At 56.6% G+C, this 13,392-nt stretch carries 13 protein-coding genes; 4 read left to right on the forward strand and 9 right to left on the reverse strand.

Annotated elements, in window-relative coordinates; translation table 11 throughout:
• Nucleotides 1-4: 4 nt before the first annotated feature.
• Complete coding sequence (locus FB556_RS01570; RefSeq protein ID WP_141864127.1) at nt 5-943, forward strand: flavin reductase; 939 nt, start codon at nt 5-7, stop codon at nt 941-943.
• Nucleotides 944-1,042: 99 nt separating this feature from the next.
• Here FB556_RS01570 and argG read toward each other — a convergent pair whose 3' ends face one another.
• The gene (gene argG / locus FB556_RS01575) at nt 1,043-2,464 is read right to left on the reverse strand and encodes an argininosuccinate synthase (protein ID WP_141864129.1); all 1,422 of its coding nucleotides are present in this window, start codon (nt 2,462-2,464) and stop codon (nt 1,043-1,045) included.
• Nucleotides 2,465-2,562: 98 nt separating this feature from the next.
• Here argG and FB556_RS01580 point away from each other — a divergent pair, with 98 nt between their 5' ends.
• Entirely contained in the window at nt 2,563-3,093 is a 531-nt protein-coding gene (locus tag FB556_RS01580; RefSeq protein ID WP_141864131.1) for a hypothetical protein, read from the forward strand.
• 3 nt (nt 3,094-3,096) lie between these two features.
• Here FB556_RS01580 and FB556_RS01585 read toward each other — a convergent pair whose 3' ends face one another.
• Both FB556_RS01585 and FB556_RS01590 read right to left on the reverse strand, forming a co-directional pair.
• Entirely contained in the window at nt 3,097-4,140 is a 1,044-nt protein-coding gene (locus FB556_RS01585; protein ID WP_141864133.1) for a cation diffusion facilitator family transporter, read from the reverse strand.
• On the reverse strand, nt 4,137-4,670 hold the full coding sequence (locus FB556_RS01590) for a transporter substrate-binding domain-containing protein (protein ID WP_246057153.1): 534 nt from the start codon (nt 4,668-4,670) through the stop codon (nt 4,137-4,139). The genes FB556_RS01585 and FB556_RS01590 overlap by 4 nt, the downstream gene beginning before the upstream one ends.
• 237 nt (nt 4,671-4,907) lie before the next feature.
• Between FB556_RS01590 and FB556_RS01595 the strand changes: the two genes are divergently transcribed.
• On the forward strand, nt 4,908-5,321 hold the full coding sequence (locus tag FB556_RS01595; RefSeq protein ID WP_141864135.1) for a CBS domain-containing protein: 414 nt from the start codon (nt 4,908-4,910) through the stop codon (nt 5,319-5,321).
• Nucleotides 5,322-5,447: 126 nt separating this feature from the next.
• On the opposite strand, the gene FB556_RS01600 is transcribed toward FB556_RS01595, so the two are convergent.
• The 4 genes from FB556_RS01600 to FB556_RS01615 are packed head-to-tail and all read right to left on the reverse strand — an operon-like array spanning nt 5,448 to nt 9,750.
• Nucleotides 5,448-6,248, reverse strand: a complete 801-nt coding sequence (locus FB556_RS01600) for an alpha/beta fold hydrolase (protein ID WP_141864137.1) — start codon at nt 6,246-6,248, stop codon at nt 5,448-5,450.
• 22 nt (nt 6,249-6,270) lie between these two features.
• Nucleotides 6,271-7,581 carry a dihydrolipoamide acetyltransferase family protein gene (locus tag FB556_RS01605; RefSeq protein WP_141864140.1) on the reverse strand — a complete coding sequence of 437 codons (1,311 nt, stop codon included), beginning with the start codon at nt 7,579-7,581 and terminating at the stop codon, nt 6,271-6,273.
• A 19-nt stretch (nt 7,582-7,600) separates the two neighbouring features.
• Nucleotides 7,601-8,608 carry an alpha-ketoacid dehydrogenase subunit beta gene (locus FB556_RS01610; protein WP_246057154.1) on the reverse strand — a complete coding sequence of 336 codons (1,008 nt, stop codon included), beginning with the start codon at nt 8,606-8,608 and terminating at the stop codon, nt 7,601-7,603.
• Nucleotides 8,605-9,750 carry a thiamine pyrophosphate-dependent enzyme gene (locus tag FB556_RS01615; RefSeq protein ID WP_141864142.1) on the reverse strand — a complete coding sequence of 382 codons (1,146 nt, stop codon included), beginning with the start codon at nt 9,748-9,750 and terminating at the stop codon, nt 8,605-8,607. Before FB556_RS01615 ends, FB556_RS01610 begins: the two co-directional genes overlap by 4 nt.
• Nucleotides 9,751-10,213: 463 nt before the next feature.
• Here FB556_RS01615 and FB556_RS01620 point away from each other — a divergent pair, with 463 nt between their 5' ends.
• Nucleotides 10,214-11,473 (forward strand): NAD(P)/FAD-dependent oxidoreductase, encoded by a 1,260-nt coding sequence (locus tag FB556_RS01620; RefSeq protein WP_141864145.1) that lies wholly within the window; start codon nt 10,214-10,216, stop codon nt 11,471-11,473.
• Nucleotides 11,474-11,476: 3 nt separating this feature from the next.
• Here FB556_RS01620 and FB556_RS01625 read toward each other — a convergent pair whose 3' ends face one another.
• Nucleotides 11,477-12,586: a histidinol-phosphate transaminase gene (locus FB556_RS01625; RefSeq protein WP_211343944.1), complete on the reverse strand. Its 1,110-nt coding sequence runs from the start codon at nt 12,584-12,586 to the stop codon at nt 11,477-11,479.
• A gap of 49 nt (nt 12,587-12,635) precedes the next feature.
• Nucleotides 12,636-13,355 (reverse strand): IclR family transcriptional regulator, encoded by a 720-nt coding sequence (locus FB556_RS01630; RefSeq protein WP_141864147.1) that lies wholly within the window; start codon nt 13,353-13,355, stop codon nt 12,636-12,638.
• Between the last annotated feature and the right edge of the window lie 37 nt (nt 13,356-13,392).

Here is a 13,392-nt window from a genome sequence, read left to right on the forward strand (position 1 = left end):
TTGCATGCAAGAGACTATTGAGACACAAATAGCACAGGCATGGACTGCTGCTTGGAACGACGGCAACTACGATCCGCTTCGGGACCTCTTGGCACCTGATTTTGTACGCGAAAGCAAAGGGTCAGAAAAATCTGTCGATGCTGACGGTTTCATTCAGCAGATTCATGAGATGCGACAAGCCCTTCCGGACTCAACCACCACCATTGAGCGCGTCCTCACGCATGGTGATGAAATTGGGTTGTTTTGGACGACGGATGGAACTTTTACTCAGCCATTGGGCAATGTCCCACCAACCGGACGGCAGGTAACAACCTCCGGTGCAACGTTGTCGACGATTAAAGACGGCAAGATTGTGTACGAACAGGCGACCTGGAATATGACCGCTTTACTGGCAGATCTCGGACTGCCGTCGCTAGCTTCCGCGTTTGAAGAGATCGCGCCAGATCGTGAAGCAGGAACTGAAGCCCGTGAGTTGCTCAAAGAGTTCAATAAGCAATTTGTCACCGGGGTAACCGTTATCACCGCACATGATGAAGACGGTAAGCCTCGCGGCTTGGCTGCTAACGCATATTGTTCTGTATCGCTGGATCCACCCTTGATTCTGGTGTGCGTCATGAAATCTTCGTCTACCTACCCGTCATTGTTCCGGTCTGATCACATTGGGATTAATATTCTTTCAACACAGCAGCGCGCAACGCTGGACGTTTTTGCTTCGAAGTCTAAAGATAAGTTTGCCAACGTTGACTGGCGTCCTGGACCGCATGGTACACCGTTACTTGAAGGCTCTGCCGCTTCTATCGAAGTAGAGGTCAAGGAGCGTTTTCAGGCGTTGACACATACGATCTTCATCGGGCGGGTGCAGCATGCCGAGGCGCTGGATAATGATCCTATTTTGTATAAAGGTGGGAAATTTTTTGATTCTGATGGGCTAACCGCCCTGTAATGCACCAATGCAAAAGTTAGCGATGCAATTTTAGAATTGCATCGCTAACTTTATATGTTAATAATCCTTTCAAAGGATCCTAAAGAAAGGCGTTGGCTGCTAGTCAGTCCCAGCATCAAACGCGGCGTGCAGACCGGCGGCGTCCTGCTCGGCGTCGACGTCGACATCGGAAGCGGCAATCTGTTCTGCGCCACCGACTTCAAGCTCGCCCATCAGATCGGCGGTTGGGCCACCCAGCGTGCCGCGCGAAGCGTATTGCTCCAAACGTGCACGCGAGTCGGCGATATCCAGGTTGCGCATGGTCAGCTGACCGATGCGATCGTCTGGACCGAACGCGGCGTTCTCAACGCGTTCCATCGACAGTTTTTCTGGGGTGTAAGAAAGGTTTGGTCCGGTGGTGTCCAGGATCGTGTAGTCGTCACCGCGACGCAAGCGCAGGGTAACTTCACCGGTGATGGCCGAGCCAACCCAGCGCTGGATGGATTCACGCAGCATCAGCGACTGTGGATCAAACCAGCGGCCCTCGTACATTAAACGGCCCAGGCGGTAGCCGTTGACGTAGTAGTTTTCGATGGTGTCTTCGTTGTGGATCGCGTTGAGCAGGCGCTCGTATGCGATGTGCAACAAGGCCATGCCTGGTGCTTCGTAGATACCGCGGGATTTGGCCTCGATGATGCGGTTTTCGATCTGGTCGGATACACCCATGCCGTGGCGGCCGCCGATCGTGTTGGCTTCTAACACCAGAGCGACTGGGTCGGTGTATTCGGTACCGTTGATGGCAACCGGACGGCCCTCGTGGAAGCGGATCGAAACTTCTTCGGTTTTGACTTCGACGTCATCGCGCCAGGCAGCAACGCCCATGATCGGCTCGACGATGTCGAGGCCAACGTTGAGGAATTCTAAGGATTTTGCTTCGTGGGTGGCGCCCCAAATGTTGGCGTCGGTTGAGTAGGCTTTCTCGGTCGAGTCACGGTACGGGTAGCCGCGTTCCACGAGCCATTCGGACATTTCTTCCCGGCCACCGAGTTCTTCCACGAACTTGGAATCCAGCCATGGCTTGTAAATCATCAGGTTGGGGTTGGCCATCAGGCCGTAACGGTAGAACCGTTCAATGTCGTTACCCTTGTAGGTGGAGCCGTCGCCCCAAATGTTGACGTTGTCTTCTTTCATCGCGCGCACCAGCAGTGTGCCGGTGACGGCGCGGCCCAGCGGAGTGGTGTTGAAATAGGTTTTGCCTGCCGAGCGGACGTTGAACGCCCCGGTCTGCAGGGCCACGAAGCCTTCTTCAACCAGGGGCTTCTTGGCGTCGACGAAGCGTGCAATTTCTGCACCGTAGTCTTTTGCACGGTCGACTACCCCTTCGATATCTGGCTCATCGTATTGGCCGATATCAGCGGTGTAAGTGCATGGGATAGAACCGTGTTCGCGCATCCACGCAACGGCTACAGACGTATCGAGACCACCTGAGAAGGCGATACCAACGCGTTCGCCGACGGGGAGAGAAGACAAAACCTTAGACATGGTCTCAAGAATAGTAGCTAAAGGTCGCCTTGTCTGAATCGTTGCACCAAACGTCGACTCACAGCCTGCATTCAGCAGGTGTGGCTTAAGCTAGGTGCATGTCGACTTCTGATGCACATGAATCCAATCGACTCATTGCCTTCCCGCTCGACCAATGGGGCGTCCACAATGACCCGAACGTCGGCTTGGTGATCGGATCGGACAGCACCGGGGAGCGCTTCAATCTCGTGGCTATCGCGCCCGATGGCACCGTGGGCTCGGCAGCGTTTCGTGACCGACCTGACGCCGAGACTGCCGTGGAACTGATCAACAAAACATTGGACTCCCCCGCCACAGGACGAATGGGTGGCCCATTTGTGATATTCCGTAAGGGCAAATTCAAACAGGGCATCCGCTGGGTTGGTTTTGATCTGAAAACCGTCAACGGTAAACCGGCCCCGGATACCGACAATCCTCGCGCCATGGTGTGGCTGCTGCCGGCCTCCGATGAGACATCGGTCGCGCTTGTCGATACCCGGGATCCACAGAACTACCGGCCCATTGGCTTCTTTTTTACCGTCGACGAGGCCAATGCGTTTGTCGACGCCATGGATGCCATCGTCTCGTCGATCTCCAGCACATTGGACTAGCGGTTAGAGTTCCCGGTCATCAATCTGCGGTAAGAATTCCTCGGGAAGTTCCGCAACCGGAATGAGCACCAAGTCATCGAGTTTCCAGTCCAGCTCGCTGATGGCCTCTCGAACGACTTCCAGCTCTTCAAGTGGGGGCATCTGCCCTTCGTGGGGCACGACGAAGGCCTCTGTATGGAAGACCTGACCCTGGTCACGCATTCGTACATCAGCATCCTGAACCCAGTCAAGCTCTAGCAGAGCTTGTCGGACCTGTTCTATTGCTGGGCTGGGTGCCTTCGAGTCGGTTGTCGTAGCCCGGGCATCAATGAGATCGGCCAGACACCCGCGGAGGTTTCGTAGGCCGTCGCCCAAGATATCGAGCGCAATGAAAATCGCGACCGCAGCGTCAAACCACCACAGTCCTGCCCCGACCCCGATAATGCCAACAGCAGTGGCCAAGCCCGTTAACCAATCCGCCTTGTTCATATCGGCATCGGCGTAGAGGACCTTGTTATGCAGTACTGGCGCTAGCTTGAGTTTGATTCGGCTGAGAATGACACTTGGGATCACGACAATGACGGACGCGACTGCCATAAGCCAGCCTGCCCAGATCGTCGTCCCGAAAATATTGATGAGCCCAATGGGCGGCCGTTGTCCACCCCACAGTCCCATGGCAGATTCAAACAGCAGCATTCCGCCAAGGGACAGTAATGCTGCGGCAGCCACCAGGTGGCCGACGCCCAAGGCTCGGTGAACACCATAGGGGTGTCGCGGTGTTGGTGGTCGGCCAATGAACCGGATAGCAATGAGGAAGGCTATGGGCGGCAGAAATCCTAACGAGTCGCCAATCCAGGAGGCTCGCATTGCCTGCGAGCTACCGGACAGCGAAAAAATGATCGCCACTGTGATGATACGGACGAAGATGCTGATCCGTTCCAAACGCACCGCTTTGGCGAAAGCGGCTTGTTGTTCTGGCGGTAAATCATGCTGGCCAACGTGCCCGGTCTCCTGCGGAGTACTGGTTACCTTGGATGCATCGCCTTGTGGATCGTTAGCTTTTTTCATGGCCGCATCTCCTCAGGCACTTGTTGTTCGATATCCAGATCCAGTAGGTAGCGTTCCAGACTCGTCATGAACGCATTTTCACCCATCTGCACAGCCATAACATGTTTTGCGATCTTGCCGTCCACGGCAATGGATTCTGCGTAGCCGGTGGTCAAACCGACATCAGAAGACCACGGGGATTTATCCGTGAGTCCACCGATCACAACATCAAGCTCCCGTTCTGATAGCAGCTTGATCAGCTGCTCTTCGCCCCCGGCATGCCATTCCACCTCGGCGTTAATGGTTTGCGCGTAGTCTTCAATCAATTGTGCCTCGATGCCTCCGGGGTCTTCTGCACTATTGTCACCGGCGGTGTCTGTCCAAGGGGGCTGGTGGGATACACCAACGCGTAGTGACCCACCGCTAACACGGTCAAGAGTGCCGTCTGGGTCCGCTGGATAATGCCCACTGCATCCAACGAGCGCGAGCGCTAGACCACACATGACTAGTGCTCGTCCTAATAGACCTACTATGGGGACAGGAGTTTTCACGGGTTCAACCGTCCTTCCGCACGGGTGTCCGGCACTTGATTGTTGCAGTGATGTTCTTCGACCATAAGGAGAGAAGGATGCAAACACAAGATATATTCGCTGACCTCTTTTGGACTTCTTCACCAGTCTGAGTGGCAGCTCCATACGTACTGAAAATTCATGAATATCCCTTGACGTAAGACATGGTGGCTGCCAGCGTGGAAACTGTCAGAGTTCCCCGATTGAAGGAGTAGAACGATGGTCACTGCACGCGAAATTATGACAGCAGATGCCGAATGTATCGGCGAGAAAGACACCCTCAAGCAAGCAGCCGAGAAGCTGCGGGATCTCGGAGTTGGCTCAATGCCAATCTGCGGTGAAGATAACCGACTCAAGGGGATGCTCACCGACCGCGATATTGTCATCGAATGTATCGCAGCCGGTAGAGACCCAAACACGATGACCGCCGGTGAAATTGGCGATGGAAAACCCGTAACCATCGGTGCGGACGACTCCATCGACGAAGCCATTTCCACAATGAAAGAGCACAAGGTTCGTCGTCTTCCAGTCATCGATGGTCACGAACTAGTCGGCATGATCGCCCAGGCAGACATCGCTCGGAATATCTCCGACGAGAAGGTCGGCGATCTCGTTGAGCTTATCTCGTCCTAGCTTCGGCTAGTAAAAAATGGTGTCGAAGATGCCGATCAGGTGTCCTAATCCAGGTTTTCTATAGTTGTGCCCCGATTCGTTATGAATCTGGGCACAACTGTTTAAGCACCAGGAGAAAGCCTGGCGCTAGTTGAGATTTTGATCCAGAAGATCAGCCAGTTGTGTGGGGTGTTCGATCGGTAACAGATGTGCTGCGTTTTCCATGACGACCATCGAGCCGTTTTGCACACTCTGCGACATGATCTGCGCGTCGTCCACGGTGCACATTTGGTCCTGATCGCCGGCGACGATAAACAGCGGGAGCTCGATTTCGGCCAGGCGGTCAGTGGCGTCGTATAACGCCAACGCCTTGCACATTTCTGCATAGGATCGATCGTCTGTGTTGATCATGGATTCCTTTTGGAGCTCAAGCTTCTTCGTCTCAACGAAACCGTTGGCTACCCACAAACTGGCAGACATTTCGACCATGGCTTCGGTTCCCGATTCCATCACCAGGTGGTAGCGTTCCTCCCAGTTTTCCGGTTCGTCGATCTTCGGGGCAGAAGCCAGTACCGCAATGCCATCAAAGAGTTCAGCATGTTCCAGAGCAAGTTGCAGCGCGACCTGGCCGGAGATCGACAAGCCCGCGAAATAGACTTTTGAACCCGGTCTGATCGTGCCAGTGTATCTGAGGTTCGCAACGAGTTCTGCAACCGTGTTGGCAAGCTCTTCGATCGTGACGGTGCCGTGGTGGGCAGGTGATTCACCCTGGCCTGGCAAATCAATGCCGATGATCTGGAAACGATGAGTGAGGTGCCTGGCCATCTCGGCGAAGAGCGGACGAACTGCAGTGCCCATGCTTGGCCCCACGATGAGTGTGTCTCGTGCATGTGGGTCAAAGGAGCCGGATTCGGTTAATCGGATCGCTGCAATGTGCGGGTTGGCCACGGTCAATCACTCATTCCACGGATTAGCTGATCAATAACGCTGGTTCCTCCAGGATAGCGGCCACATCAGCTAAAAAGGCACCCGCCTCGACCCCGTCAACGATTCGGTGATCAAATGCGGCTGCCAGCGTGGTGACCGAGCGGACCTCAATTTTACCGTCCACGACCCACGGTTTCTGCTTGATGGCACCGAACGCCACGATCCCGGTCTCACCTGGATTCAAGATCGGCGTGCCGGTATCCAGACCAAGCACACCAATGTTGGTGATGGTGATGGTGCCGCCAGTTAGTTCGGCTGGCTGAGTTTTGCCATCGCGTGCTCGTTGGGTGAGTTCTTGAATAGCGTCGGCCATCTCCAGCTGGCTCAATTGGTGCGCATTTTTGATATTCGGGACCAACAGCCCGCGAGGGGTGGCCGCAGCAAGACCCAGGTTGACGTGGCGGTGCAATGTATAGGTATCCCCGTGCCACGTCGCATTTGCTTCGGGCGTGTTCAGTGCTGCTTGGGCCACGGCCATCGACAACACCAATAACGGTGAGATGCGCACATCGGTATAGCGCGGGTGCTTTTTGAGCGTCTGGATGTATTCCATGGTCCGGGTCGCATCGACCTCACGGAAGACGGTAATGTGCGGGGCCGTTGTATAGGATTCGGTAACCGCTTTGGCGGTTGCCTTGCGCACGCCGGCTACCTTGATCGTCTCCGAACCCGCCGTGGCTTTCTGTACTGGAGCAGGTTTGTCCCCGTTGCCGTCAAGCACGGCTTGTACATCGGCTCGCGTGACTTCCCCGTGCTGACCCGTCGCGGTGATGGCGTTTAGGTCAAGTCCATGGTCTTTTGCGAGTTTACGGACCGGTGGTTTGGCCAACACCTTGGTAAACAGGTCAGACTTCTGCACGGGTGCAGGCGCCGGCTCGAGCTCAACAGGCGCGTCTTCAACGGGTTTTTGCTCGACCGGGGTTTCGATCCCGACGAGTGCTTCGACTTGGGCGCGACCGCGTCGGCGGCGGCGTCCGGGAGTGTCTTCTTTGGGGCCAGAGCCCACCAGCGGAGCCTGGTCTGGTGCGTCGTCGCCGTCAGCGTCCTCAGCAGCGTTCTGTGTGATTTGGATCGCGAAGAACTGGTCACCTACGTTGACGGTGTCGCCGACTTCAGCGAAGAGTTCTTTGACCACGCCGGCCCACGGGCTGGGGATCTCGACGAGCGATTTGGCGGTTTCGATTTCCGCAACGACCTGGTTGACGGTCACCGTATCGCCAACCTTGACCATCCAATTCACGAGGTCTGCTTCGGTGAGGCCTTCGCCCACGTCGGGCAGGGTAAAGATCTTCATGCGTGCTCCTTGCGCGGCGTTAGTAGGTGAAGGTGGTGTCGACGGCGTCCAGGATCCGGTCCACCGAGGGCAGGTAATCCTGTTCCAGGCGCGACGGCGGGTACGGCATGTGGTACCCGCCCACCCGTTGCACCGGCGCTTCCAGACTTAAGAAGGCGTGTTCCATGAGTCCGGCGGAGATTTCGGCGCCGAATCCGGCAAAAGTGGAGGCCTCGTGGACGACGACGGCACGCCCGGTGGTTTTCACCGCATTGGCTATCGTGTTGATATCCAACGGTGACATGCCACGGATGTCCAGCACCTGCAGGTCATAGCCATCTTCGACGCCGGCTTCGGCCGCAGCAAGGGCGGTGGCAACCTGCGGGCCCCAGGCCAGTAGGGTGGCGTCTTTGCCCGGGCGGACTTCTACCGTGGCAAACGGATCAGTGATCGGATTGTCAAAGTCGACGTCGCTGCGCACAAAGTAGTGCTTTTTAGGTTCTAACAGGATGATCGGGTCGGCCGATTGAATCGCAGCCCGGGTGACCCAGTAGGCGTCGTGCGCGTTGGAGTACGTCACGACCTTCAAGCCAGCGGTGTGGGCGAAGTACACTTCGGGAGATTCAGAGTGGTGTTCGACCGAGCCGATGCCGCCACCGTAGGGCAGGCGGATGGTGACCGGGAATTGTTGGGTGCCACGGAACCGGGAGTGTAGCTTGGCCAGCTGCGAGACGATCTGGTCAAAGGCCGGGTACACGAACCCGTCGAATTGGATCTCAGCAACGGGCCGCATGCCAGCTTGCGCCAGGCCAATCGAGGTACCAACGATGCCGGCTTCTCCGAGAGGTGAGTCCACAACGCGGTGGGAGCCGAAGCGGGCGGCCAGTCCCTCGGTCACACGATAGACGCCACCTAAAGCGCCAATATCCTCGCCTTGGAGCATCACGGATTCATCGGCGGCTAACTCATCGGCCAGGGCGCGGTTGACGGCCTGACCGATCGTGAGTTTTTTTGTCCCGGAGGACACATCATCAAACACGGCGGTCACGCGTCTTCGCCCTCCATCCAGCGATCGAATTCGGCGGCTTGTGCCTCGACCAGCGAGTGGCCTTCCGCATAGACAAGATCGAACTGGTCGCGCAGGGAGACGGTATCGGGTGCATCAACGATCTTGTCGCGCAGGGTGGCGGCAATTTCGTCTGCTTCGACTTGCACCTCGTTGAAGAACGCATCGGTGTAATCAAAACGACGGCGCAGATAGGCTTCGGTACGAACCATCGGATCGCCTTGGGCATGAGCCTGTTCTTCTTCTTTGGTGCGATACTTGGTCGGATCGTCAGCGGTGGTGTGGGCACCCATGCGATAGGTATGCGCTTCGACCAGCACTGGTCCCTTTCCACGACGGGCATGCTCGACTGCTCGATCCATGACCGCAGCCGTAGCGATCGGGTCATTGCCATCAACAGCAAACCCGTCAAATCCGTAGCCCTGAGCGCGTTTGAAGAGTGGCACCTTGGACTGGACTTCAAACGGCGTAGAGATTGCCCAGTAGTTGTTTTGCACAAAGAATACGACCGGTGCGTCAAAAGACGCGGCGAACACCATGGCCTCGTGGACGCCACCTTGGGTTGAGGCGCCGTCCCCGAAGCAGGCTATAGCTACTCGCCCTTCGTCGCGACGACGAGCGTCGGTCCAACCGCGCTGCTGTTGTGCCATACCCCAGGCGTAGCCTGTTGCGTGCAGCACTTGGGCACCAAGGACGACGGTGTAAGGCTGCATATTATATGCATTTGGATCCCATCCACCATGGACAGCGCCGCGGAAGAAATCAAAGATATTTTCATTTGGAATGCCACGGCCACGAGCCATCACGTGTTCGCGATAGGTCGGGAAAATCCAGTCCCGGTCTTCTAGCGCGGTGACAGCGCCGGCTTGGGCGGCTTCTTGGCCAATCGATGGAGTCCACAAAACCAGTTGGCCTTGGCGTTGAAGATTCACACCTTCTTGATCAATGCGTCGGGTATGCGCCATGAGTCGGTACATTTCGGCCACGCGTTCATGGCCGATGGCGGTGGCGTCTTCAACGAAAGCTTGTGCGGCATCGGTCGGGTCAATAAACCCGTCAGCAGAAAGAATTCCGATGGCTTCTTCGGGGAGTTGATGCCCCGTCGGGGACGAAATGGTCGACATGTGCACTTCTCCTGGTCAGAGAGGTCGCTGCCACTTCGGGTTCTGAAGACAGACAGCGAGATTTATCAGGAACTTTAGCTTCATCGTACCCAATGGTGGCGGGCACTCGTGAGGCTAGTCACATGTATTGTACACCCGCGATCCTGGTCATGCGTATAGGTTCCTATACGCAACAGGTAGGGGCTGGTCAAGCGTGCATCTGACGAGGATTTTTATAGATTTTCGCACTTCGTTGCACTCGCGCCAAACCACCCGACTTCCCCCGTCCAGCCTCTCCCAAAGTAGTGGAATTTTTCCAGCATTCTTCGCGCTGTAGTGCACTCCGAAAAAAGAGATATAAATCATCCGTAACAATTCGCGATTCGGAGCGTGTTGTCCCGAGAACGCGTCATTCACATCGCCTCCTGGAAGTTTGTAGACTTGGACAACTAGTGCCAAGTGATAAAGCTGGAAGGAATGCGCGATGGCTGCTTCTCAGGATGTTCTTGTTGCCGGTGCGGGCTTGATTGGTCTGTGCACTGCGTACTCGTTAGCGCGTGCTGGGCATCGTGTCACGATGATTGACAAAGATGAGGTGGGTTCCGGCGCGGCCCGCGGCAATGCCGGGGAGATCACTCCCATCCAGGTCACTCCGATGCCCCAGCCCGAGCAGCTCACCGAGATCATCCGCGGGATCACCACTCGACGTCACTATTTGGGCATTGCTCCGCTGGCTGCACCACTGCTGACAGCATTTGGTGCCGGCTTTATTTATAACACCCTGCCGGGCAACGTGCGCAAGAATACCCAAAACCTCGATCAATTGACTCGGGGTGCGTTTGCGGCATTTGATTCTTACCATGCCGATGGCATTTCTCTGGCAGGCGGTGGCCACGGGTTCCTTAATACTCACGTCTCGGTTGATGCTTTGCGCGATTTTCGAGATGAGCAGGTGGCGCGCGCCGAAATGCTAGGTCAGGAAATCCCGGGGCAGATTATGCTCGACAGCGACCTGCACGAATTTGAACCGGTGCTAGATCAACACGTGCGCGCCGGGTTTTTAGCCCCCACCGAGCGCTACATCGACCCGGGACTCTTCGTTGATGAGCTGCATGCAAAGTTGCAACAGCTTGGCGCTGAGATTCTTGAGCACACCGAACTGGTCGGCATCAACAATACCCAAGCGACCCTGCGCACCGCGCAGGGCGAAATAACCCGTGGTTTTGATAAAGCCGTGGTGGCAACCGGCGCCTGGACGACCCCGGCTATTGAAGGGTTGGCCGAGACCCGAAAAGCCTATGTCACTTCCGGGACGGGTTACTCATATCATGTCCAACCCGACCGCCTGCCGGGCTACCTGGTGGCTTCGATTGACCGCAAAACCATCGGGGTGCCGATATCCGGCAAATTGCGCGTGGTGGGCCTGATGGATTTCTCCACAAAGATCGAGAAGTTCTCACAACAGCGCATGGACCATTTGGCTTCCCAGGCATCGGCATTCATTCAAGGCATTGCCGATAAACCACGCTTTGATGAGTGGACCGGTCCACGCCCCATGACGCCGACCGGACTGCCTATTATTTCTCCATTGAAAAGCAGCCCGGACGTGCTTGTGGCGACCGGCCACAACATGCATGGCCTTTCGTTGGGACCGGTCACCGCAGAAGTTGTAGTTTCGATGGTCGAGGGCAAACCAGGCGTCGTAGCCGGCGCTCAGATCGACATGCGGCCCTTCGCGCTCTAAACGCTACCGTTGGAGTCGTGGCGCGAAGTCAGTAGCTACCTGGATTACCCGATCATTGGCTTCGAGTTCGCCAACCGAGACTCGTACGCCTTCAGGATGGAACGCGCGCACCGATAGCGCCTGAGCATCGCAAGCCTCGGAGAATGCTTGTGCGAGCTCCCCCAGGGGCAGCCACACAAAGTTCGCCTCGGAGACAGGTGGGTTGTAGCCCAGCTCGCGAAAGGCCTGCCACACCCTGGCACGTTCAGTGACAACCTTTTCGGTGTTGGCCAACACGTCATCAAGGTGCATCAAGGAAGCATGCGCGGCCTCAACCCCCACGCTAGACGTCGCAAAAGCGGGGACCACGACTTTCAATGGCAACGAAATCTGTGGTGTTGCGATCGAGTATCCGACGCGCATATTCGCCAGGCCGTGGGCCTTCGAGAAGGTACGCAACACCGCGACATTGGGAAATTCGCGGTACAGCTCAAGATAGTTATCGACGTCGTCGTGACGAACAAATTCTAAGTAGGCGGCATCGATGGCGACCAGGATATGCTCTGGGACCTGCTGAATGAATGCCCGCAGGGCGCTGGTTGAAGCGATCGTGCCCGTGGGGTTATTCGGTGTGCACAACATGATCATGCGGGTGCGATCGGTGATCGCGGCCAACATGGCCTCCAGATCCATGGTGCTGTCTGGCCTCAGTGGCACTTGGACATCTTTGGCACCGGCAGAACGGATGACGATCGGGTAGGCCTCAAAGGAGCGCCATGGGATGATGACCTCGTCCTGGGATCCGTCATCATTCGTCCCGGCAAAGGTCTGGACCAACCCGGTGAGGATTCCCAGTGAGCCTGCACCAACGGTGACGTCATCAACTGGCACTTCATAGGTTTGGCTGATGAGTTCACGTAACTTCAGGTAGGTCGTCTCGGGATAGCGCTGCACGACCTCTGCAGTGACTGCCGCCGTCATGGCTTCAAGGGCCTGTGGCACAGGTGCATAGGGGTTCTCGTTTGACGCGAGTTTATACGGTGTCAACCCCGGAGTTTCGACCGGTGGTTGGCCGGATTGGTACGCGGGCAATTGTTTGAGCATAGGGCGCGGGTAAACAGCTGAAGAATCCATGCTGGCTAGTCTACCGATGCGCCTGGCGTTGTGGTGATTTGACCTCGACTTATGCGGCACCCAGTCGGTCAAGAATGACCTTAGCGCCCTCGCGCAAGTGGTTGACGATACGCGCCTCGTCGACTTCTTGACGCGGGAAGACCACGGCTAATGACGCCGGAAGCTGCCCGGCAACCATGAGGGGCACTGCGACGGATCCCACTCCGGGGATCACTTCGTCAAATGACGACGCGTATCCGTCGGCTTGTGCCTTGGCCAGCTCAGCTCTTGCCTTCGTCGAGAGTTCCAACCCGTCGAGATCGGCTCGTTGTTGCTCGCTGAGGCCGGCTAATAACGCTACGCCGGGAGCTCCTCGGTCGAGGTGATGCCGGGTTCCTGGATGTTGTGTGACTGCGTGCGACGTGGTGGCTTCAACCGTGACCAAGGTGAAGCAGTCCGTGCCTTGTGCGACCGCGATGAAACACGACATCTCGAGTGCATCGGCAATCTTCGTCATGATCGGCAGCCCGACGGTTTGCAGTGAGTTTTCTACACCACGTGCAAGATTCGTCAGCCCCGCCGCCGGCAAAATCTTGCCTGCTTCGTCGCGCCGCACCAGATAATGCGCCTCCAACGTGCGCAGGAGACGATATGCCGCAGAACGGTGGATGTCCAATGCTTGGGCGGCCTCCGCGATGGTCGGAGGAACGTCAGCTGCGCATACGTATTCGAGCAGTTGAATACCTCGTGACAGCGTCAAGGACAGGCTGCCGCCGGCAGATTCGGACATGAGTTCTCCTCAATGGTGAGATTTGGCAATTCCACAA

This window comes from Enteractinococcus coprophilus, assembly GCF_006716305.1.
In the GTDB taxonomy this organism is placed as follows: domain Bacteria; phylum Actinomycetota; class Actinomycetes; order Actinomycetales; family Micrococcaceae; genus Yaniella; species Yaniella coprophila.